This is a genomic window from Catenulispora acidiphila DSM 44928, from assembly GCF_000024025.1.
Taxonomy (GTDB): Bacteria; Actinomycetota; Actinomycetes; order Streptomycetales; family Catenulisporaceae; genus Catenulispora; species Catenulispora acidiphila.
Genome location: NC_013131.1, coordinates 4,773,457 through 4,795,907, shown reverse-complemented (window position 1 = coordinate 4,795,907; position 22,451 = coordinate 4,773,457). Strand labels below are relative to the sequence as shown.

Annotated in this window: 18 protein-coding genes; 4 read left to right on the top strand and 14 right to left on the bottom strand. The window is 69.8% G+C overall.

All coding sequences use genetic code 11. The features are described 5' to 3' along the window. Positions 1-10: 10 nt before the first annotated feature. On the bottom strand, positions 11-616 hold the full coding sequence (locus tag CACI_RS20920; RefSeq protein WP_015792821.1) for a VOC family protein: 606 nt from the start codon (positions 614-616) through the stop codon (positions 11-13). A 317-nt stretch (positions 617-933) separates the two neighbouring features. Here CACI_RS20920 and CACI_RS20915 point away from each other — a divergent pair, with 317 nt between their 5' ends. Both CACI_RS20915 and CACI_RS20910 read left to right on the top strand, forming a co-directional pair. Next, positions 934-1,266, top strand: a complete 333-nt coding sequence (locus tag CACI_RS20915) for a YciI family protein (RefSeq protein WP_015792820.1) — start codon at positions 934-936, stop codon at positions 1,264-1,266. A gap of 52 nt (positions 1,267-1,318) precedes the next feature. After that, positions 1,319-2,551 carry an RNA polymerase sigma factor gene (locus CACI_RS20910; RefSeq protein ID WP_015792819.1) on the top strand — a complete coding sequence of 411 codons (1,233 nt, stop codon included), beginning with the start codon at positions 1,319-1,321 and terminating at the stop codon, positions 2,549-2,551. Positions 2,552-2,633: 82 nt separating this feature from the next. Here the strand turns inward: CACI_RS20910 and CACI_RS20905 are convergent, their stop codons facing one another. Together CACI_RS20905 and CACI_RS51335 are read right to left on the bottom strand one after the other, a co-directional pair. Further along, entirely contained in the window at positions 2,634-4,289 is a 1,656-nt protein-coding gene (locus CACI_RS20905) for a carbohydrate binding domain-containing protein (protein WP_015792818.1), read from the bottom strand. A 107-nt stretch (positions 4,290-4,396) separates the two neighbouring features. Next, positions 4,397-6,391 carry a hypothetical protein gene (locus tag CACI_RS51335; protein WP_015792817.1) on the bottom strand — a complete coding sequence of 665 codons (1,995 nt, stop codon included), beginning with the start codon at positions 6,389-6,391 and terminating at the stop codon, positions 4,397-4,399. Between the two features lie 454 nt (positions 6,392-6,845). On the opposite strand from CACI_RS51335, the gene CACI_RS52630 reads away from it, so the two are divergent. Beyond that, positions 6,846-7,838, top strand: coding sequence for a hypothetical protein (locus CACI_RS52630; RefSeq protein ID WP_015792816.1), 993 nt, complete (start codon positions 6,846-6,848; stop codon positions 7,836-7,838). A 19-nt stretch (positions 7,839-7,857) separates the two neighbouring features. Here CACI_RS52630 and CACI_RS20890 read toward each other — a convergent pair whose 3' ends face one another. From CACI_RS20890 to CACI_RS20855, 8 genes are all read right to left on the bottom strand, one after another. Beyond that, positions 7,858-8,643 carry an NAD-dependent epimerase/dehydratase family protein gene (locus CACI_RS20890; protein WP_015792815.1) on the bottom strand — a complete coding sequence of 262 codons (786 nt, stop codon included), beginning with the start codon at positions 8,641-8,643 and terminating at the stop codon, positions 7,858-7,860. A gap of 19 nt (positions 8,644-8,662) precedes the next feature. After that, positions 8,663-9,538 (bottom strand): ABC transporter permease, encoded by an 876-nt coding sequence (locus CACI_RS20885; RefSeq protein ID WP_015792814.1) that lies wholly within the window; start codon positions 9,536-9,538, stop codon positions 8,663-8,665. After that, positions 9,535-10,458, bottom strand: a complete 924-nt coding sequence (locus CACI_RS20880; RefSeq protein ID WP_015792813.1) for an ABC transporter permease — start codon at positions 10,456-10,458, stop codon at positions 9,535-9,537. The genes CACI_RS20885 and CACI_RS20880 overlap by 4 nt, the downstream gene beginning before the upstream one ends. After that, complete coding sequence (locus tag CACI_RS20875; RefSeq protein ID WP_015792812.1) at positions 10,455-11,654, bottom strand: ABC transporter ATP-binding protein; 1,200 nt, start codon at positions 11,652-11,654, stop codon at positions 10,455-10,457. The genes CACI_RS20880 and CACI_RS20875 overlap by 4 nt, the downstream gene beginning before the upstream one ends. A 2-nt stretch (positions 11,655-11,656) precedes the next feature. After that, positions 11,657-12,898: an extracellular solute-binding protein gene (locus CACI_RS20870; RefSeq protein ID WP_015792811.1), complete on the bottom strand. Its 1,242-nt coding sequence runs from the start codon at positions 12,896-12,898 to the stop codon at positions 11,657-11,659. A 578-nt stretch (positions 12,899-13,476) separates the two neighbouring features. Continuing rightward, complete coding sequence (gene araD, locus CACI_RS20865; RefSeq protein WP_015792810.1) at positions 13,477-15,219, bottom strand: L-arabinonate dehydratase; 1,743 nt, start codon at positions 15,217-15,219, stop codon at positions 13,477-13,479. Then, on the bottom strand, positions 15,210-16,172 hold the full coding sequence (locus tag CACI_RS20860; RefSeq protein WP_015792809.1) for a dihydrodipicolinate synthase family protein: 963 nt from the start codon (positions 16,170-16,172) through the stop codon (positions 15,210-15,212). Before CACI_RS20860 ends, araD begins: the two co-directional genes overlap by 10 nt. A gap of 37 nt (positions 16,173-16,209) precedes the next feature. Further along, entirely contained in the window at positions 16,210-16,878 is a 669-nt protein-coding gene (locus tag CACI_RS20855; protein ID WP_015792808.1) for a GntR family transcriptional regulator, read from the bottom strand. Between the two features lie 302 nt (positions 16,879-17,180). Here CACI_RS20855 and CACI_RS53895 point away from each other — a divergent pair, with 302 nt between their 5' ends. Continuing rightward, entirely contained in the window at positions 17,181-19,007 is a 1,827-nt protein-coding gene (locus CACI_RS53895) for a cellulase family glycosylhydrolase (protein WP_015792807.1), read from the top strand. Between the two features lie 48 nt (positions 19,008-19,055). On the opposite strand, the gene CACI_RS20845 is transcribed toward CACI_RS53895, so the two are convergent. The 3 genes from CACI_RS20845 to CACI_RS45880 form a co-directional block, all read right to left on the bottom strand. Continuing rightward, positions 19,056-20,462 (bottom strand): serine hydrolase domain-containing protein, encoded by a 1,407-nt coding sequence (locus tag CACI_RS20845; protein ID WP_041540376.1) that lies wholly within the window; start codon positions 20,460-20,462, stop codon positions 19,056-19,058. A 73-nt stretch (positions 20,463-20,535) separates the two neighbouring features. Then, positions 20,536-21,444 carry an aminoglycoside phosphotransferase family protein gene (locus CACI_RS20840; protein WP_015792805.1) on the bottom strand — a complete coding sequence of 303 codons (909 nt, stop codon included), beginning with the start codon at positions 21,442-21,444 and terminating at the stop codon, positions 20,536-20,538. Between the two features lie 69 nt (positions 21,445-21,513). Further along, positions 21,514-22,296 carry a response regulator receiver protein gene (locus tag CACI_RS45880; RefSeq protein ID WP_015792804.1) on the bottom strand — a complete coding sequence of 261 codons (783 nt, stop codon included), beginning with the start codon at positions 22,294-22,296 and terminating at the stop codon, positions 21,514-21,516. Positions 22,297-22,451: the final 155 nt, after the last annotated feature.

Here is a 22,451-nt window from a genome sequence, read left to right as displayed (position 1 = left end):
ACTCCGGTGTTCAGACCCCGAGGCCGGCGGCCCGGGCCATGTGCGCGGCGTACCAGGCCGGCCATTCCTCGTCGCGGTGGCCGAGCTCGCCCTCGTACTCGCCGTGCGCCGCCTCGGCGTCGCGCAGCGCCTGCTCCAGGTCGGCGGTCGTGCGGTAGACGACGTGCCCGATCCGGCCGGGGCGGCGCGTGGTGACCTCTTGCAGGACGAAGGTGTTGCCGTCCGGGTCGGTGAAGGAGGCGAAGGAGCCGTAGGACTGCCGCTCCGGGTGCGGTCCGGCGAGGCGGTCGAGGGTCCCGGCGTGGTGGAAGACGCCGCCGGCGTCGTGGAACACCTCGCTGACCTCGACGCCGTGCGCCAGCAGCTCCTCGCGGGCGGCGACGACGTCGTCCACGACCAGGTGCACGCCGCGCTCGGACCCGGGCGCCGCGTCGGTCACCCCGCTGCCGATGATCAGCGAGGCGGTCGACCCGGGCGGCGTCAGGTGCACGACCCGGAATCCGCCGGGCCCGGAGAAGTCGACGTCCACCCGGAACCCGATCCCGGCGTAGAAGTCCTTGGCCCGGTCCACGTCCGCCACCGGCAGCACCACGACCTCGAGCTTGAAGTCCACCATCGTCCCGCTCCGTCCGCTCCTGCACCCCGCGCGATGCCGGTCGGCACCCGCCGCCAACGATCCCCGCATCCCGGGCGCCTCACCCCAGGGGCGAACCCTGGCACCGACCCGGGCCCGTGGCCGCCAGGGTGCCGACCAGGTGCGCCCGGGGTGCGCCCGGGGTGTGCCCGCGGTGCGCCCGGAGCGTGCCAGGGGTGCACGCGGAGTAGCGACTGAAGATTTTTTCCGCCAGCCTGTAGTAATGCCGCGTGCCCGTTCGTCATCCCGATGCCAACGGCGCGAGCCGCCGTCCGACGAGCAGTGAACGGAGCAGACACATGAGGTACCTGATGCTGGTGTGCGTGGACCCCGACAAGCCCGAGGAGGAGATCGCCGGCGCTCCCGACATCGACGTGTGGGTCAAGGACAACGACGAGCAGGGCATCCGGCTCATGGGCGACCGGGTGCGGCCCGGCAGCGACGCCACCTGCGTGCGCGTCCGCGACGGCGAGGTCCTGCTCACCGACGGTCCCTACGTCGAGACCAAGGACCTGATCGCCGGCTTCGACGTGCTGGAGTGCGCCGATCTGGACGAGGCCGTCGAGGTCGCCTCGCGCCACCCGATGGCCTGGCACGGCGTCATCGAGCTGCGGCCCTTCTGGGTCGACTGATGGTGCTGTCCGACTGACGGCAGGCGAGCACCCACACCAGGCGGAGGCGGCGATGACCGACGAACCGGCGAGCGAAGTCATCGCCGCCCTCTACGCCGACAGCTGGAGCCGGATCGTGGCGACCATGATCCGCTTCACCGGCGGCGACTGGAACCTGGCCGAGGAGTGCGCACAAGACGCCTTCACCCAAGCCCTGCGCCGCTGGCCCGACGAAGGCATCCCCCGCCAACCGCTCGCCTGGCTGACCACCGCCGCCCGCAACCGCGCCATCGACACCTTCCGGCGCGCCTCCACCGAGGCGGCGAAGCTGCGCCAGTGGGCAGCCCTGGAAGCCAAGGCGCCGCCGCCCTACACCCGCGACAGCGAAATCCCGGACGAGCGCCTGGAGCTCATGTTCACCTGCTGCCACCCGGCACTGAACCTCGACGCGCAAGTAGCGCTGACCTTGCGCTCACTCGCGGGCTTGAGCACCGCCGACATCGCACGCGCCTTCCTGGTCAGCGAACGCACCATGGCCCAGCGCATCTTCCGCGCCAAGCAGAAGGTGGCGCACGCCGTCATCCCGTTCCGCGTCCCGCCGGCCCACCTGCTGCCCGATCGCCTGCCCGCAGTCCTGCACGTGCTGTATCTGCTCTACAACGAGAGCTACAGCGACCAGCAGCACAAGGCGCGCCTGAGCACGGAGGCGATCCGACTGGCGCGAGTCCTGGCCACGCTGATGCCGGACGAGCCCGAGGCACAGGGCTTGCTGGCCCTGATGCTGCTGCAGGAGGCGCGCCTCGCGACACGTCTGGACGCCGAAGGCGAACTGGTCACGCTGGAACACCAGGACCGCTCCCTATGGGACCGCAAGCGCATCGACGAAGCCACGGCAATCTTGGAGAGCGCCCTACGCCGCCGCCGAGCCGGACCCTTCCAGATCCAGGCAGCCATCGCCGCCTGCCACGCAACCGCAGCCTCCGTCGAGAAGACCGACTGGCCGCAAATCGTCGGCCTCTACGACCAACTCCGCCGCGTCTCGCCAAGCCCCCTGGTCGACCTGAACCGCACCGTCGCCCTAGCAATGGCACAGGGCCCTGAGACCGCCCTGCCCGACCTCGACACCCTCACCGCCTCCGGACGCCTCGACGGCTACCACCTCCTGCACGCGGCCCGCGCCGACCTGCTCGCCAAGGTAGGACGCGACGCGGAAGCGAGGGCAAGCCTGGAAACCGCGTTGGAGCTGGCACCGACCGACGCCGAGCGGCGGCTGTTGCAGCAGCGGTTGCATCCCGGGCGTACGTAACGCCAACGCAAGCGGGGTCCCACACCAACCGGCGTGGAACCCCGCACCGCAAAGTGACGTCAGCTCGACATCACCCCTAACCTCAGCGTCCCTCCAACCCCTTCACGTTGTTCCCGAAGGTCCAGCCCAGGGAGCCGTCCCAGTTGACCGACCAGGTCATCAGGCCCTTGACTTGGCCGCCGACGCTGCTCCATGCCTGGGAGACCAGGGACGGGGTCATGTAGCCGCCGCCGGCGCCGGGTTGGGCGGGCAGGCCTGGGACCTGGTGGTCGTAGGGGACCTTGATGGTGGTGCCCTGGATGGTCAGGCCGCTGTTCAGGCAGTTGGTCTGGACCTGGAAGCCCTGGACTGTCGCGGCCTGGTAGGAGTCGCCGGAGCAGCCGTACATGCTGCCGTTGTAGTACTGCATGTTCAGCCACCACAGGCGGCCGTTGTCCATGTACTTCTTGATGATCGGGAGGTACGAGCCCCAGATCGAGCCGTACGTGACGCTGCCGCCGGTCACGTAGGCGGTCTCCGGCGCCATGGTCAGGCCGAAGTTCGAGGGCATCTGGGCGAGGATGCCGTCGATGATGCGCTCGAGGTTGGCCTGCGAGGTCGACAGGGTGTTGATGCTGCCACTGCCGGTCAGGCCGGTCTCGATGTCGATGTCGATGCCGTCGAAGTTGTACGCCTTCAGGATCGGCACGATGGTGGCGACGAACTTGTCGGCGACCGTGCTGGAGTTGAGGTCGATGCCCGCGGCCGCGCCGCCGATCGACATCAGGATCGTCGCGCCGGAGGCCTTCGCCGCGCAGTAGTCGGCCGGGGTGTCGACCTTGACGTTGGTGTCCATGCCGTCCTGCCATTCGGCGGTGCCGTCGGACAGGATGACCGGGAACGCGGCGTTGATCACGTTGTATCCGTGCTGCTGGATGCGCGGGTCGTTGATCGGGATCCAGCCGAGCCCGGGGTGCACGCCGTTGAGCGCGCCGTCCCAGTTCTCCCAGTAGCCCTGGATCACCTTGCCCGCCGGGCGCGACTTGACCGGGCAGGTCGTGCCGCCCGGCGCGGAGGAGGAGCTGCTCGGCGGGGTGCTCGGCGTGGAGCTGGTCGGCGTCGTGGGCGTGCTCGACGTCGGCACGGTCGTCGGCGTCGTGGACGGCGTCGTGGGCGGTGTGGTCGGAGTCGTCGGCGGAGTCGTCGGCGGCGGTCCGGCCGGGCCGGTCAGCGCCAGGTCGTCGGCGTGGTACACCGGCTGCCCGTACCAGCCGTGGACGTAGACCTGGACAGAGGTCTGCGACGCGGTGGTCGTGAACGCCACCGACAGCTGCTGCCAGCTGGTCGCCGACGGCGTCCACGTCGAGGTGCCGCCGGTCACGCCGATGTAGACGTAGGACCCTTCGACGTACCCTGAGAACGTGTACGCCGTGTTCGGCTGCACCGAGACGGTCTGCGTGCACTGCGCGTCGGCCGACCCCGACGGCGTGCCGGCCAGCGAATGGGTTCCGGAGCGCACGGGCGAGGCGACGACGGCTCCTGTACCGGCGTCACACGTCCAACCGGACAAGTCCCCGGTTTCGAACCCGGGGTTGGTCAGCAGGTTGCCGGACGCCGCCGGCGCCGCGGCGGGCGCGCCCGTGGCGGCCGTCGCGTTCGTCGCGAGGCCCGCGGCTGCTCCCGCGAGCGCGAGCGCGCCGACCGCCGCCCCGGCGGAGGCGAGAAGTTGTCGTCGGCGAGAACTGAGATTCCTGAGCATCAAACGTCCTCCAGGCAGCACTACATGGCGAGTGGGCGGATGCGCTGCTGCTCCGGAGCTGCGGCTAGGACGCAGATTGGACTAGACCTGTAGGGCTGTCAAGACCCTCACCGCGCCAGAGGCGAAACCGTCCCGCCGATGTCCAGCACACCGGTGATCGTCGGCGAGGCACCGGCGCCGGGCAGCGCCGCCGTGTGGTCGGGCACTGCGACCGTCGCCGACCCGACCTGCACCGACGTGACGTGCCGCGACCCGGCGACCAGCAGATACTGCTTGCCCTGCGGCGAGCGCCACCGGGTGTCGGCGACGATGTGCTGCGAGAACCGGCTGCACGCGCGCCCCTGAGCCTGCGCACCGGTCTGCTCGGCGGGCGCGCTTCCCGGCGCCAGGAACTCGGTCGCGGTCGAACCGGTCCCGTCCCAGTGATCGGCGCGCGTACAGACCCAGGTCGCAGTGCCCTGTCCTTGCGGCAGCGGCTGGAGCGCGAACTCCCAGGTGTTCACCTGCTTCGTGTCCTGATTCCGCAGCGCGGGCAGACCGCACGCCAGCCGGGACAGCGCCACCAGCGCATCAGAGCCGGTCGCTTCGCGCGGCGACTGCGCGGCAGCGTGCGAAGGCGCCGGAGTGAAGGTGAGGTGCGCGCCGGTGACGCCGCCGAGATCGGTGAGCAGGAAGGCATGGTGTTCGGCGACCAGCGGCGAAGAGCGCAGCTGAAGCGCCGGCCAGCTGGCACAACCGCTCGCCGGCGGACGCGGCACCTCGGCGGTGACGCCGTTGACGACGCCGACCGTCCGCGCCAGCGTGTTCGGCTGCCGGAAGTCCCGCGTGGTGACCTCCACGACCCACGGCGCGACCAGCCAGCGGTCCCCGGCGGCGGTCGAGCGCAGCAGCACGGCGCCGGCGGAGGTGACGTCCGAATCGTCGGCGCGCGCCACGTCCAGCCGCACCGGATCGGCGGCGCTCGGGTGGTCGGGGCGGGTGTAGCGGGCCAGCCGGGTGGCGTCGGCGAGCAGCACGACGGTCGCGCCGTCCAGCCGTCCGTTCCACAGCAGGCGCACCGGCGCGACCGGAGCCTCGGCGGAGGTTCCCGGTCCCGCTTGCGCCACACCGGGCTCCGAACCGGTCCATGCCGCGAGCGCCTGATCCACCGCCGCGCCGTCGGCGCCGGACTGGCTGCGATCGGACCAGGCGCTGAAGTCCAGACGCGCGGTGTGCAGCCACAGATCGGCGGGGACGGAAGCGAGGGTGACGGTGCCGTGCGGCGTCGCCACGACCGAAGGCGTGGCCGCGGCCCCCGGATGGCCGTCACCACCGCCGCTCCCTACCAAGCTGACCGCAAACGCAGTCCCAGCACCAAGAACGCCGCACGCCAGCACCGCCGCCGCCAGCCGGATCCGGCGTCGCCGCCGCGGCAGATCGACCGGCCCGGTCCGTAGGGTGCAGGGGTCGAACTCACCGGACAGCGCCACCTGCGCCGGGTACATCAGGGCCATGCGTTGACCGGCAGCGACACCGCTGCGGCAGTTCTCCGCTCCAGCCGCTGCGAGCTCCGCCTCAGCCTGGCGGTTGGTGAGCCCTTCCAACGTGAGCAGAACATAGGCGGCGCGCGCGACCGGGTCGGCGTCCCGCAGCGCGGATGCCAGCCGCAACTCCTCAGAGCCGCCGCCGACCGGGAACAACCGCAGTCCCCAGACCCTGGGCCGCAGCACCAGAGCCAAGAATCCGGGCCAGCGGCGCCGCGGCGCCCACAACACCTCGCGCAGGACCGCCAGACGCAGCGTCGAGTAGGCGGCGTCGGTGGCGGCATCGTTGGCCACACCGGGGACGTGCCGCGTACGCCGACGCGGTTTCGGGATCGGCAGCCGAGCCGTCAGCGAACGCAGCGCGGGCGGCAACTCGGTACGCGGCAACGTGTTCTGGACGATCCCGTGCGCCGTCAGGGCTCGATGATGGCGCTCGCCCTCGCCGGGCAGCGCCATATACGCCAGCCGGACCAGGCGCGGGTAGTGCAGCACCAGCGCCGATTCCAGCGCGGCCGCCGATTCCGGCCCGCCCCGCGATCCTGGTGGGTTCGCCTGGCCGGGAAGGACGTCGGTCCGCATGTGGACGGCTTTCTGCTCGGTTTCACCACGACAGGGGGGTTTGTTCCACCGTGGAGAACGAGCACGGCCCGGCTCGGTCACGACCGCCCGAGCACCGGCCGGAGACTGGTACCAGACCGGTGCCAGACCGGCATCAGACCGGCGACAGCACGTCAAGAGGTTGTTGGTCCGCTGCGGTGGAGAGACCACGATCCCGCGGCGCCTCCCGCAGCGGCGGGATAGACCATCGCCGATTTCACGCTCCGCCGCAAGAAGAGCTCGTCGCCGCGTTCCCCGCCGCCGGCGCCGACCGCCGGCAGCGCCTCGCCAACCGGTGAAGAGTGCCTGGTCACGCTGCGATTAGGGTGAACCCCCGCATCCGCCGACGCGGGACGGTGATCCTGCTACCTTGGCTCCCGATCCGAATCCGGATCGAAGCCACGGGGCGTCTCGTTGCGAGGGCGGGCACATCGTCATGGGCACATCAATGCGCTTCAACGTCCCGCCGGGCTGGCCCGCTCCGCCGGACGGCTGGATCCCCGATCCCGGGTGGCAGCCCGATCCCTCGTGGCCTGCGGCGCCTGTCGGGTGGCGGTTCTGGGTGGACGGACCGACGGACGCGCCGACCAGCGCCGGTTCGCGGCTGGACGAGCAGTTGCTGAAGGTCGCCCAATGGACGCGGCAGCGCGCCGGCAAGCACGAGGAGCTTCCGGCCGTGGCGTTCTCGGGACCGGATCCCGCCGCCAAGTGGTTCGGGCTCGCTGCCAGCGTCGCGAAGTTCGGACCTGTGCACTCGGCGCTGTCCGGGGCGCTGAACTCCGCGGTACCCGGCGGCGATCAGGTCCTGGACCTCGTCAAGTCGCTCTACGCCATCGAGGACGAGCAATCGCGGGTCCTGCACAGCATCGACGCGAACGTCACGCTCCTGAAAGAAGGCCCCTACCGGGCCGGACGCCTGCTGCTGAGCGAGGCACACCGCCTCGGTGACCGCGACCAGGAGAGCCACCGGCTGCTGGAGTCCGCCAAGGACCGCTTCTACGACGCCCAGCCGCTCGCCTCCTCGGTCCAGGAGCGGACACTGGTCGAACTCCACCTGGCGCTGGTGTGGCTGGCCCTCAGCCGCACCGACGACGCCCGCTACTGGCTGGAGCAGGCCTACCAGTCCGCACGCGTCGTCATCGACTCGCTGACGCAGCAGGCCACCGATGTCAAGGTCCTGAAATCCAAGTGGGCCACGACAGCACTGAGCATCTACTACCCGGCCGGACTGTTCGTGGTCCCCCTGAAGCTGAAGCGGCTCTGGAGCGCCGACCGGGCCAACGGCGCGCTGAACGCCTTCCTGCCGGTGGCGAACTCCATCGCCGCATGCCTGAACAGCCTAAACGAGCGTCCCGTCGTCCCAGCGCTGGAGCTGACGGCGGCCTACGACGGGACCCGGTTGCTGCGCGAGGTCGGGCTCGAGGGGTAGAGCGGGACCAGAGAAGGATTCATCCCAGCGCCATCCGCCCCCCGACGAAGCGACGGTCCGGATCGCTGTCCGGCAGGGTTCCGAACTCGGCGAGGATCTCCTCGGCGAACACCTCGGCGTCGTCCTCGGGGCGGTATCCCAGCGCGATCGCCGGGGTCAGGTCCCACCAGGCTCGGGTGTTCGCCGAGATGCCGTAGAGCAGTTGGAAGCCGTACGAGGGCGCGCGCAGCAGGGCGTCGATCAGACGCACCGAGTCGTGCGGGCTCAGCCAGGTTCCCAGGGCCCGCTCCCCCGGCGGCCGGTCGAAGCAGCTGCCGATGCGAACCGCTGCGACGTCCATGCCGTAGCGGTCGGCATAGAAGGAGCCCAGCGCCTCGCCGAAGACTTTCGTTACCCCATATAGCGAATCGGGACGGGCTCTGACTCCGGTAGTCAGCAGCGAGCCGCTCTCGTGGAATCCGACCGCGTGGTTGCTGCTGGCGTAGACGACGCGCGGCACGCCGGCTTGCCGGGCCGCCTCAAAGACCTGATACGTGCCCAAGAGGTTGGCCTCCCGCAGATCGGCGAAGGCTGCCTCGGTGGGGATGCCCGCCAAGTGCACGACCGCTTCGACGCCGTCCATCGCCTTCGCCAGCACCGCGAAGTCGGTGGCGTCGCCGATGTCGGCGATCGACCATGGCAGACCGTCCGATTCCGGCGGTTCCACCAGGTCCAGACACCGCAGACGCCAGCCCCGCAGCGGCAGACCGGAGCGCAGGTAGCTGCCGATCCGACCAGCCGCGCCGGTGACGAGCACTTCGGGCATGTCAGGCCTCTTTCTTTCCTCAGTCCGCGGACCGCGCGACCAGCTGGGTCGGATTCACGAAGCGCAGCGCGATCAGCAGCAGCACCGCCATCGAGCCGGTGTAGACGACGGCCATGGCGTCGATCGACTGCGTCGAGCGGATGCCGGCGGAGTTCACGGCCGAGAACAGGGTCACCACCAGCGTCTGGCTGGTCGGCCCGGAGGTGAGGAAGGTCAACTCGAACATGCCGAACGTGCGCACCAGCACCAAGATCCCGGCGGCCAGCATCCCCGGCAGCAGCAGCGGCGCCAGGATCCGTCCCAGCACGGTCGGCGTTTTCGCGCCGCACACGCGCGCCGCCGCCTCGATCCGGGGATCGATCTGCTCGATGAACGGCGTCATGGTGAACACCACGAACGGGATCGAGGGCACCAGGTTCGCCAGCACCACGCCGGTCAGCGTCCCGGCCAGGTGGACCTTGTAGAGCATGGTCGCCAGCGGGATGCCGTAGGCGATCGGCGGTACCAGGATCGGCAGCACGAACAGCAGGTTCAGCGCCCTTTTGCCGGGGAAGTCCCGCCGCGCCAGTGCGTAGGCGGCCGGCACGCCGAGGATCAGCGAGATCGCGACGACCAGCAGCGTCACCTCCAGCGTGACGCCCAGGACCCGCCCGAGGCTGAACTCCTTCCACGCGTCGGAGTACCAGTGGCTGGTCCAGCCGCCGGGCAGCCAGGAGTCGAACCACCGGCTGCCGAAGGAGTTCAGCAGCACCGTGGCGATCACCCCGGTGAGGTTCAGCAGGAAGAACGTCAGCACTCCCCAGGTGACCCACGTACCGGGGCGCAGCGCCAGACGGCGGCGGCCCGCGGCGGCGGTGTCCACGGCGTCGGCCACCGCTGCGGTCGAGGCGCTCATCCCTTACCTCCCGTCGCGCCCCGGTACATGCGGGACCGGGCCGCGGCCAGCGCGCCGATCACCGCCAGCATCAGGACCGTCATGATCATGGCGTCGGCGCAGCCCTGCGCGTAGTCGAAGCGTTCCAGCGCGGCCTCGTAGGCCTCGATGGAGATGACGTGGGTGTGGCCGTCGGGGTCGCCGACCATGAGGGCGGAGGGGAAGACGGCGAAGGCCATGACGAAGGTCAGGCTGAAGGTGGTCAGCAGGCCGGGGAGCAGCAGCGGCAAGGTGATGTGGCGGAAGCGCTGCCACCAGCCGGCACCGAGGGTGGCGGCGGCCTTCTCCAGACTGGGGTGGATTCCGGAGAGGTAGGAGTGCGTCAGCAGGTAGGCGAACGGGAAGCCGCTGATGATCAGCGAGAGCAGCACGCCGGTGTAGTTCATCGTCAGCTTCATCGGCGAGGCGGCCAGTCCCAGCAGATGCAGGGTCCTGTTGAACCAGCCGGCCGGGCCGAAGAACTCCAGGATGCCCTCGGCGGTCAGCACCGTGCCGAGGGTGATCGGCACGACCAGCACCGCGAGCATGATCCGCTTGCCGCGGAAGTCGCGCCGCATCCGGTAGGAGATCGGGATGGAGGCGCCGACGTTGATCAGCGAGGCCGGGATCGCCAGCGAGAACGTCGCCCAGATCGACTTGCGGGAGAACGGGTCGCTGAAGAACTTCTGGTAGTCGCCCAGGACGCCGCCGTGCGTTGGTTGGAACGAGAGCTGCAAGCCGTACAGGAACGGGTAGCAGAACAGTGCGAGCAGCGCGAGTGCTCCGGGCAGCACCAGGAGCAGCGTGCGGTCCACGCCGCGTTCGGCGAGGCGGTGACGCAGCGCGGGTCGTTTCGGTGGGCTGGAAGGAGTGGCTGTCGGGGTGGTCGTGGCGGCGGTCATGAGGCCTGCGCCTCCGGTTCGCCTTGTGCCGTAACGCCTGCAGCCTCTGTCTCTACCTCCAGGAGCAACGCTCCCTCAGACCGGAAGACCAGAGCCCGCTCGGCGTCCACGGCGACCCGCAGCCGATCGCCGGGGCGTACCGACTCGTGCGCCTTGAGGTGCAGCCGCCGGCCCTCGGCGGTCGCCGCCTCCACGTGCAGCACGCGGCCGTGGTACTCGACGATCTCCGCGACCGCCTCGCCGACGGCGCTCTCGCCCTCGGCTGCCGGTCGCAAGTCCTCCGGCCGGATCGCGACCAGGGCGTCCTGCCCGACCAGCAGCGGCTCGCCGGCCGCCGTGCCGACCACGCGCAGCCCGTCGCCCTCGGCGACCACCGTCGAGCCGTCGACCGAGCTGACCCGCAGCGGCAGAAGGTTGCGATACCCCATGAACGCCGCGACGTGCGGATCGGCCGGGCGCTCGTACAGCTCGGCCGGCGTGCCGATCTGGCTGACGCGCCCGTCGTGCAGCACGACGAGCCGGTCTGCCAGCGACAGCGCTTCTTCCTGGTCGTGCGTGACGTACACCGTGGTCAGCCCGAAGTCCTGGTGGATGCGCCGGATCTCGCCGCGCATCGTCAGGCGCAGGGCCGCGTCCAGGTTCGACAACGGCTCGTCCATCAGCACCAGCGCCGGCTCGGTCACGATGGCGCGGGCGATCGCGACCCGCTGCTGCTGGCCGCCGGACAGCTGCGCCGGGTGCTTGGCGGCGTGCTCGCTGAGCTGGACCAGGCTCAGCACCTCGGCGACGCGGCGTTCGATCTCTGCTTTGGCCACGCCGCGCATCTTCAGGCCGAAGGCGACGTTCGCGCGCACGGTCAGGTGCGGGAACAGCGCGTAGTTCTGGAACACCATGCCGAAGCCGCGCTTCTCCGGCGGCAGCGTGTCGACGCGGCGGCCGTCCAACTCGATCTCGCCGGCGGTCAGCGGCAGCAGTCCGGCCAGGCAGTTCAGCGCCGTGGTCTTGCCGCAGCCGGAGGGTCCGAGCAGCGCGATGAACTCGCCGCCGGTGATGTCCAGGTCCAGCGGGTGCAGCGCGGTGTGGGCGCCGTAGGCCCGGCTGACGCCGCGCAGGCTCAGCCGGCCCAGCTGGGAGTCGGGCCGGCGCGGCGCGGAGGCGCGCGGCGAGGGTGGGGAGGCAGAGGTCGCGGCGGTCATCGTCACTTCGCCGCGCCGATCTTCTTGTCCCACAAGTCGAACGCGGTGACCTGCGCCTGGGCGGGCAGCGAGTTGCGGATCGGCCCGGAGGAGGTCCAGGTGTCGAAGTCGGGGTCGCCGAACTTCTGCACGACCTGCTGCGAGGCGGCCGGCGCCTGCGCGAGGGTCACGCCCTTCACCGCCGGGCCGGGGTAGAAGTAGCCCTGGTCGTACGTCACCGCCTGCTGCTCCGGCGTCAGCGCGAAGGCCAGCAGCCGCAGCACCGCGGTCAGGTGGTCGGCCGGGATGCCCTTGGGGATGACGCCGAACTGCGCGTCGCTGACCCAGGTCAGGTTGTCGAACTTGACGACCTTGATCCCCGCCGGGACGGTCCCGGTGGCCCGCGGGTTGATGTACCAGCCGGCGGTGGAGGCGATCATCCAGGCGGTACCCTGCGCGATCGCGGTCATCGTCGCAGAGGTCTTCGTCGGATAGCTCGCCGCGTACTTGCCCAGCTGCGCCAGGTAGTCCCAGGTCTTGGCCCAGCCATTGGTCGGATCGCTCGGGTCGGAGTCGCCGAGCAGATACGGCAGCCCCATCAGGAACGTCCGCCCCGGACCGGAGTTGCGCGGCTGCGCGTACTGGAACTTGCCGGGATGCGCCTGCGCCCACGCCAGCAGCGCGTCCGGCGTCGTCGGCGGCGTGGCGACCTTGGCCGGGTCATACTCCAGCAGCGGCCCGGAGGGCGTGACGACCAGCTCGATGCCCTGGTCCTGAGCCAGCGAGGCCATGGAGGCGGCAGCCGGGTTGTAGTTGGCCATCAGCCCGGGGAAGAAGGTGTCGTAGTAGGGCTTGAGGTTGTACCAGAGCTGCTTCTCGATCCCGGCGGCCAACCCGTCGGTCCCGGTCAGCACCAGATCGATCTGCACATTCCCGCCCTGCTGCTGCGCCTGCACCTTCGGCGCCAACTCCGGCGCGGTACCGGTACTGGTGGTGATGCCCGAGACGATCTGCGGATGCTGAGCCTTGAAGGCATCCAGAATCGGCTGCGTGAGCTGCAGATTCCCAGCCACATCCAGAATGTTCAACGACACCGGCTTGGACGGCGTGCTCGCCAACGTACTAGGCGGCGCCGCCTTGGCAGCACCCGAAGACCCCGGCGCCCCGCACGCGGAGACCAAGGGCGCGGCGGCAGCGCCCACCGCCAACGAGCCCAGCAGAGTACGACGAGACATGGCGTCTTTGCGCACGGACATAGCGGACATAGGAGTGTCCTTCGCTTGGTGAGTGTCAGAAGCCGACGCCGCCGAAGTGCGACGAGGCGATGCTGCGGAGGCCGACGGGCGGAAACCGGGCCCGAGGCGGCGACCGTGAAGTGGTGCGCGTACGGCGTGCGGTGTGCGATGCGCGGAAGCTCAAGTGCGGTTGTGCTGGTGGTGCTCGAAGATCGTGGTGCGAGTGCTGCTCAGTGCGCGGTGCTGCTCAGGTGCGGTTGTGCGGGTGGTGCTCGAAGATCGTGGTGCGAGTGTTGCGCGGTGTGCGGTGCTGCTCAGGCGCTCTGCGGGTGCTGCTCGGTGCCTTGGTCCTGACTCAGTGTTCGAGTTCTGCTCGGTGAGCGTGGTGCGAGTGTTGCTCGGTGCGCGGTGCTGCTCAGGTGCGGTGTGCTGGTACTGCTCAGGTGCTCTGCGGCGCTGAATCAGTGTTCGAGGTCTGCTCGGTGTGCGGCGTGCAGGTGCTGGTTGCGGATGCTGGTCGGTGTTCGTGTGCTGATCTGGTGCGATCGCGCGGGTCCAGCGTGGTGCGGCTGCGTGATTGTGCGGCTGTGCGATCGCGCTGCTGTGCGTCAGTGCGGATCCGGCAGCGGGTTCGTGCCGGGGCGGGCGAGGAAGTCGAAGTCGCAGCCTTGGTCGGCTTGGGTGATGTGGGCGGCGTAGAGGGAGCCGTAGCCGCGTTCGAAGGGGGGTGCCGGTGGCTGCCAGGCTGCTTGGCGGCGGGCTAGTTCGGTGTCGTCGACCTCGAGGTGGAGGGTGCGGGCTGGGACGTCGAGGGTGATCGTGTCGCCGGTGCGGACCAGGGCCAGGGGGCCGCCGGCGTGGGATTCCGGCGCTATGTGGAGCACGCAGGTTCCGTAGCTGGTGCCGCTCATGCGGGCGTCGGAGATGCGGACCATGTCCTTGACGCCCTGCTTCAGCAGGTAGGCGGGGATCGGGAGCATTCCGTACTCCGGCATGCCGGGTCCGCCGAGTGGGCCCGCGCCGCGCAGGACCAGGACGGTGTCCTCGGTGATGGCGAGGGATTCGTCGTCGATGCGGGCTTGCAGGTCGGCGTAGGAGTCGAAGACGACCGCCGGTCCGCTGTGCGTGAGCAGGTGCGGTTCGGCGGCCAGGTGCTTGATCACCGCGCCGTTCGGCGCGAGGTTGCCGCGCAGGACGGCGACACCGCCGTGGTCCGCGACCGGGTTCGCCGGTGTACGGATCACCTCGGGGTCGTGGGTCTGGCTGTCGGCGTAGTACTCGCCGAACGGGACCCCGGCTACCGTCGGCCGGTCCGGATGCAGCACCCCGGGGACCTCGGAGAGCTCGCGCAACAGGGCCCTGAGACCACCCGCGTAATAGAAGTCCTCCATCAGGAACCTGCCGACCGGCCGGACATCGGCCAGCACCGGGACGCGTTCCCCGATCGCGTCGAAGTCGTCCAGCCGCAGCTCGACGCCCAGCCGCCCGGCCATCGCGATCAGGTGAATCAGGGCATTGGTGGACCCGCTGAGGGTGAGCACCGTCGCCGCCGCGTCCTCGAACGCCTCGCGCGTCATCACCTGCTGAGGCGTCACGCCCTCCAGCGCGATCGCGACCGCACGCATCCCGGAGGCGGCTGCCATCCGGTGGTGCGCGGAGTCGACCGCGGGAATCGACGAAGCACCGGGCAGCGCCATACCCAGCGCCTCAGCGCACGCGGTCATGGTCGACGCCGTGCCCATCGTCATGCAGTGCCCCGGCGAGCGCGCCAAACCGCCCTCGACCTCGGCCATCTCGCACTCCCCCACGCGGCCGGCGCGGTACTCGTCGAAGTACGCGAACAGGTCCGTCCCGCTGCCGAGCGTCTTGCCCCGGTGGTGTCCCCGCAGCATTGGTCCGGCAGGTACGAACAAGGCCGGAAACCCAGCACTGGCCGCGCCCATCAGCAACGCCGGCGTCGTCTTGTCGCAGCCGCCCATGAGCACCGCGCCGTCCACCGGGTAGGACCGCAGCAGTTCCTCGGTCTCCATCGCCAGCAGGTTCCGGTACAGCATCGGCGTGGGCTTCTGGAACGTCTCGGACAGCGTCGACACCGGGAACTCCAGCGGGAACCCGCCGGCCTGCCACACCCCGCGCTTGACCTGCTCGGCACGCTCCCGCAGGTGCATGTGGCAGGGATTGATGTCAGACCACGTATTCAGGATCGCGATGACCGGCTTGCCCAGGTGTTCTTCGGGCAGGTAGCCGAGCTGCCGCATCCGCGAGCGGTGGCTGAAGGCACGCAGGTGGCCGCCGGTCGCACCCTCGCCGAACCAGGCGGCGCTGCGCAGCTGCGGCGCGCTCACAGCCATCCCCCGACCCGCCACTGCTCGAGCACGACGGTGATCCGGTCCCGCAGCGCCTGCGGCAGCGTCCGGGACGGCGGCCGCACGTCGCGGTCGATGAACCCGAGCTGCGCCAACGCCTCCTTCACCACGCTGACGTTGTCGGCGCTGGCATCGGCGGCGCGCAGTTCCTCGAACTCGCGCACCGTCTCCCACAGCAGCATCGACTTGGCGAAGTCACCGCCCCGCAGCGCGTCCAGCATCGCCGCCGACAACCGGGGCGCGACGTTGACCAGTCCGGACGTGAACCCGCTCGCCCCGACCGCCCAATAGCCCGGAGCGGACAGTTCGGCGAGCCCTGCGATCCACGCGAACGTTTCAAGCCCGGCATCGCGCGCCACGGAGGCGAATCGCACCGGATCCGGAACCGCGTACTTGACCCCGATCACGTTCGGACTGCGCCGAGCCAGCGTGGCTATGTGCTCTCCGGCAACGCGCTCGTCACGGACATAAAGGATGACGCCGAGCCTGGGAACCGCATCGGCGATCACCCGGTGGTATTCGATCCACCCCTCGGCGGAGCGGTAAGGATGCACCGGCTGATGGATCATCAGGGCACTGGCGCCGACGCGCGCCGCGTGCTGTGCGGCGTCCACCGCGCTCGCCATGTCCAGTCCGACGCCCGCCACGACCTCGGCGCGACCGTCCACCGCCTCGACCGTGGACTCCACCGCCCGCCGCTTCTCCGGCTCGCTGAGCGTATAGAACTCACCGGTGTTCCCGTTGGGCGTCACAGCCTGCACACCGTCGTCGACCAGGCGGCGGATCACGGTGGCGTGCCCGCCCCAGTCCACATCACCGTCCGGCGTGAAGGGGGTGACCGGGATGGCCACCACCGTCGCCAGCCGGGCTCGCAAATCCGCCAGCGACGAGGCAGTCACCTCCTCAGACGCTGTGACGTCATCAGGTGCGGTGGTCATGGATATCTGCTCCTCTCGTGGGGTCATCCCCGGTGTCTCAGGCTTCGTTCTCGGGGAAGTTGCGCGCCACGAACGAGCTGATATGACTGCGCATCAGGTTCCTTGCCTCATCGCTGTCCCCATGCTCGGCGGCCGCCAGGATCGCCCGGTGCTCGGCCGCCTCCCGCTCCCAGGAGGGACGCTGGGCCCACGCCGCCGCCGACACCAGCGCGGTCTGGTCGCGCAGATCGTCCAACGTCCGTACCAGCAAGGCGTTGCCGCAGCCGAGGTACATCTCGCGGTGGAACACGCGGTTGGCCAACGAACGCTCGGCTGCGTCGGCTGCCTTGTCCGCCGCCTCCAACGCACGCCGCGCCGCCGACCAGTCGCCCCGGGCGGCGACGGTCCGGCCGGCCGCCACGGGTTCCAGCAGCAGCCGCATGTCGTAGATGCAACGCGCGTGGGAGCGGTCCATCTCCCGTACCGCGCCGCCCTTGTAAGGGCTCATGATGACCAGCCCGGTTCCCGCCAGCGTCTTCAGCGCTTCGCGCACCGGCGTCTTCGACACCCCGAGTTTGGCCGCCAGCTCGATCTCGACCAGCGGCTGCCCGGGCTTCAGCTCGCCGGTCAGGATGGCGTGCTTGACGGCTTCCAGCACCGCTTCGGTGCGGGACGGCAGTGCGCCGGGTTGCGGTCCCGTGGGGGACGACAGGGCCAGATCGGACATCGAGGCTCCAGAAGAGTTCGTCAGATCTCATATATGAGATGCTGTGGGAGCTTAGGCTTGGCGGTGCGGCCCGTCAAGGCTTCCGCCGTCGATGAAAGTTTCGACGGCGGCGAAGCGCGGATTCGGCGGATTCACCGCTGTTGACGGGCAGTTTTGTCCCGTACGCGGAATCGCGGCGCAGCCCGTCGGTTGCCGTGGCCATGTTCGTGCCCTGTAGTGAACGGCACAGGCCACAGACCACGAACCACTCGACGGGAGTCGTCATGCGCCGAATCAGGCTTCGAAGTTTGTCGGGACGGCGTATGGCCGCGGCGTTGATCGCGGCGTCGGTCATGACCTTCGCCGGGGTGGCCGCGCAGCCGGCCACCGCGCGCACCGATGCCGCCGCCGCCCACACCACCGCCGCCACCGCCGGCACCACCGGCACCGCCCCGGCCGCGACAGCGGCGGCAGGCGCCGGATACTGGCACACCAGCGGCCGGGAGATCCTGGACTCGGCCAACCAGCCGGTCCGCATCGCCGGCGTCAACTGGTTCGGCTTCGAGACCAGCAACGACGTCGTCCACGGCCTGTGGAGCCGGGACTACAAGTCGATGATGGACCAGATGAAATCGCTGGGCTACAACACGATCCGGCTGCCCTACAGCGACGACATCTTCAAGCCCGGCACGATGCCGAACAGCATCAACTTCTACCAGATGAACACCGACCTGCAGGGTCTGACCTCGCTGCAGGTGATGGACAAGATCGTGGACTACGCCGGCTCGATCGGCCTGAAGGTGATTTTGGACCGCCACCGTCCGGACGCCGGCGGGCAGTCGGCGCTGTGGTACACCTCCACAGTCCCGGAATCGACGTGGATCAACGACCTGAAAGCCATCGCCACGCGCTACCAGGGCAACCCGGCGGTGGTCGGGATCGACCTGCACAACGAGCCGCACGACCCGGCGTGCTGGGGCTGCGGGGACACCACGATCGACTGGCGGCTGGCCGCCGAGCGCGGCGGCAACGCGGTGCTGTCCGTCAACCCCAGCCTGTTGATCTTCGTCGAGGGTGTTCAGACCTTCAACGGCAGCTCCTACTGGTGGGGCGGCAACCTACAGGGCGCCGGGCAGTATCCGGTGCAGCTGTCGGTGGCCAACCGGGTCGTCTACTCGGCCCACGACTACGCCACCAGCGTGGCCAGCCAGCCGTGGTTCACCGACCCGAGCTTCCCCTCCAACATGGCCGGGATCTGGGACAAGAACTGGGGCTACCTGTTCAACCAGAACATCGCCCCCGTGTGGGTCGGCGAGTTCGGCACGACGCTGTCCGCCACGACCGACCAGGTCTGGCTCAAGACGCTGGTCTCCTACCTGCGTCCGACCAGCACCTACGGCGGCGACTCCTACCAGTGGACGTTCTGGTCCTGGAACCCGGACTCCGGTGACACCGGCGGCATCCTGAAGGACGACTGGAACTCGGTGGACACCGTCAAGGACGGCTATTTGACCTCGATCAAGGCACCGGCCTTCGGCGGCGGGGGCGGCGGAGGCGGAGGCGACAGCTCGCCGCCGACCGCGCCGACCAACGTGGCGGCGACCGTCACCACCTCCAGCTCGGTAGCGCTGTCCTGGACCGCCTCGACCGACAACGTCGGCGTCACCGGCTATGACATCTACCGGGGCAGCACCCTCGCCGGAACGTCGGCGGGCACGACGTTCACCGACAGTGGACTGACACCCTCGACCGCGTACACCTACACGGTCAAGGCGTACGACGCAGCCGGCAACCTGTCGGCGGCCTCGGCCGCGGTGTCCGCGACGACGCAGGGCGGCGGCAGCAACGCCGGCTGCACCGCGGCGTACACGGTGTCGAACCAGTGGAACAACGGCTTCACCGCCGCGGTCACGATCACCAACTCCGGAACCGCGGCGACCCACAGCTGGAAGGTCACCTGGACGTGGCCGGGCGGCCAGCAGGTCAGCAACGCCTGGAACGCCACCGAAGCCCACAGCGGGCAGAGCGAGACGTTCACCGCGGTGAGCTCCGACGCGGTGGTCGCGCCGGGAGGCACGACGTCGTTCGGATTCCAGGCGAGCTACAACGGGACCAACCCGGCACCGACTCCAGTGTGCACAGCGAGCTGATAACAGAGGTCTGACACCCGCGGCGCCGACTCCCCAGTCGGCGCCGCATCAGCTTTTGCGCGGCCACAAACTGTCCCGCCCCGCAGGATCGGCGATCGCCGACAGCGCGGTGATCGAACGGCTCATCAGCGGGACCGTGCGCCACACGGCTGTGAAGGTGTTGGTGCGCAGATCGCCCGTGATGACGAGCTTGTGCGGCGCCTGCGTGAACTGCAGGTGCACCGTCACCGTATCCGCATCGGTCCGCGTCGCACGCGCCGTCAGGTTCCCCGTCGGCGGCGGCCAGGCGCCGGTGATCAGAGGCAGTCTCGTGCTGACGCCGTCCTGCTCGTGCAGCGTCAGTTCCCTCGCCGTGAGGCTGATCCGCTCGAGCTTTCGCAAAGCCGAGACGGCAATGGTGAACTCGCCGTCGGCGACCTCGTCAACGTCCGGGAACGGCAGCTCAAGCCCGGTCAACCGTTGTGCCAGCGCCGCATCCGCAGCCGCCGAGCCCTCGCGGGCGAAAGCCGGCAGCAGGTGCGTCCACGCCGCGTCGAGCACCGCTTGCATGTCGTCGCTCTCGCCGGTCCAAGCCAGGACCACATCGTGCTCGGGCAGGATCACACAGAACTGCCCATAGGCTCCGTCGCCGCGATAGCCGTGGCGCGCGATCCAGAACTGGAAGCCGTACCCCTGTGCCCAATCGGAGGTCGGTCCGCCCCAGTTGCTGTTGTCGACCTGAGCGCGCGTGGCTTCGGCGACCCACTCCGGCGCCAGCAACTGATGCCCCTCCCACACCCCGCCGCGCAGGTACAGCTGACCGAGGCGCGCGATCGCGTCGGTGGTGACGTGCAGTCCGGCGAAGCCGATGTCGCGTCCCGGCGGGTGTTGCAGCCAGAACGCCTCGCCGATCCCCAGCGGATCGAACAGGCGCGGCCGTAGGTACTCCAGCAGCGAGCTGCCGGTGACGCGCTGGATGATCGCGCCGAGCACGTACGTGGTCGACTGGCTGTAGGCGAAGGTGACGCCCGGCGTGCCGTCCGGCGGGTCGAGCAGGAAGCCGCGCACAGGATCGTCGTAGTCCGTCTCCACCGCGCGGTTCCACTGCTCGCTGGTGTGCCCGGCGGACATGGTCGCGACATGCCGCACCAGGATCGACCGGCTGCGCGGATCGGTGACCTCCGCGTCCAGCTCCGGGAAGTAGGAAACGACCGGGGCGTCGAGGTCCAAAAGCTTTTCCGCCCAAGCGAATCCGGCCGCGGTGGAGGTGAAGCTCTTGCTCAGCGAGTAGAGCTGCTTCACCTCGTCCCGGCGATACGGCGTCCACCAGCCCTCCGCGATCACCTGGCCGTGCCGCAGCAGCATGACGCTGTGCGGCTCGGTCCCGTCCAGACCGTCGATCGCGTCGAGGAAGGCGACGATGCCGTGGGCGTCAGTGTCCTGCGTCGAGGGCGCGGAGCGGGGCAGAGCGGTCATCAGATCTCCGGTTCGGCGGTCAGCTGGGCAGGTCCAGTCCTGGGCCTTCCCTGCACCGAGCCGAAAAATGTCCTCAGCTGTGCAGATCGTGGTCGTCGAGGATGGCATTGATGACCCGCTCGATTTCAGGAGCCTGATCCGGGTGCGTGTGGGACCTGCCGCTGAGCTGGAGCATCGCCTTCCACAGTCCCCAGCCGCGAGCCCGTGCCCACGTCCCGGCGTCCTGCGCGACCGCGGCGCGGAACGCCTCCCGTGCGGCGCCGGTGAGCGTCACCCAGGTGATCACGAGGTCGCACGCCGGGTCGCCGACACCGCTCGTGCCGAAGTCGATCACCGCGGACAGCCGTCCGTTCTGGACGAGCAGGTTGCCGGTGGCAATGTCGCCGTGGAACCAGACCGGCGCGCCGTGCCATGCGGACTTCACGGCGGCTTCCCAGACCTCGGTGGCGCGGCCGACGTCGATGCGTCCCTCGAGATCAGCCAGACAGTCGCGGGTTTCGGCGTCGTAGTAGGCAGGCGACGTGCCTCGGTAGAAGCTGTGGGCGCCTGCGAGCGGGCCGCCGGTGGTGTCGCAGTTCTGCAGTGCACGGAGGAACGCGGCCAGATCGGTAGCAAACTCAACGGGATCGGCCAGGTCCTGGAACTCCAGCGTGCTGCCCGGCAGCCAGTTCCGGATCGACCACGGATGCGGGTAGCCCTCCCCCGGCACACCTGCGCCGAGCACCTGCGGGATCGGCAGCGGCAGGTGCGGGGCGAGCCGCGGCAGCCACTCGTTCTCCTTCGCGACGCCCGCGACGTAGCCGGCGGCGGTCGGCAGGCGCACGGTCATGTCGCTGCCGAGCCGATAGGTCCGGTTGTCCCAGCCGTCGAACTCCACCGGGGTCACCGGCAGCTGCGACCAGTGCGGGAACTGCGCCGAGATCAGGCGCTTGACCAGGGAAGCATCGATGCCGGCCCGGCCATCGCGGGCAGAGGTCGTCATGGCAAGATCCTGACCGGCTCGGCGGATCTCCGCAAAGGGATATCGATCAGGTGGCAGCCTCGACCGACGTCACTGCACCGAACACAGCCCGGCGCGGGCGAACCGTGACGCCGCCTGATACCTACTCACCGAACCCGCCGCGGCAAGCAGCTCGGCGATATGGCGGCGGCACGTCCGCAGCGACATCCCCAAGGCGCGCGCGATGACCTCGTCCTTCGCGCCCGCTTCCAGGTAGCCCAGGATCGCCGCCTTCACGTCGTCCCGCGCCACGACATCCATACGCAGCGCCGAAGCCAGCGGCAGCGATCGCGCCCACATCGCGTCCCAGACCGTGCCCAGGATCGCCACGACCGGCTCGATCACGGTGTACGCGCGCAACGACCCGTCCGCCTCGGCGCTGATCACCATGGCGACGCGGCGGTCGGCGAGGACGAGATCGTACGCCGGCAGTGTTTCCGGCAGCGCGGACGCCGAGGGCGCGCAGCCGACCGCGTGGATCTCAGCCTTCGAATTCGCCCAACACGGCGCCGCGCTCCCGACCGCGTCCTGCGGCTCGGCGACGCTGAGCAAAGCCCGTACCCGATCTCCCGGACGCAGCAACGCCTCGGCAACCACGTCTCCGTCCCGGTGCGGAACAGGGGTTCCGGAGCGCAGCCACGCGGTCTGGCCGGCGGTCCCCGCGAGCGTGGCGAGCGCCGTACGCACCCCCGCAGTGTCGGGCTCAGTGGCGTCACCGCGCGGCGGCGTGGTCAGCGCCGCGATCTCGGCGGTCGCCCGGACCAGGGTGTCCTGCCAGTGCCGCGCCTGCTCGGCCAGCGATATCAGTTGTTCGGTCACGGTGGAGGTGGTCATGGGGTTCTCCTCGTGCTCAGCGGGCCGCCATCCCGGCCTGCGTCCGCGAGGATTCTCGGCCCGCGGCCGACCGCCCCACATCCGGTCCAGCACGGAGTTCGCCACGCAGTACCCACGTACCTCGCACATCCCGGCACCCGTGGTACGTACGTGGC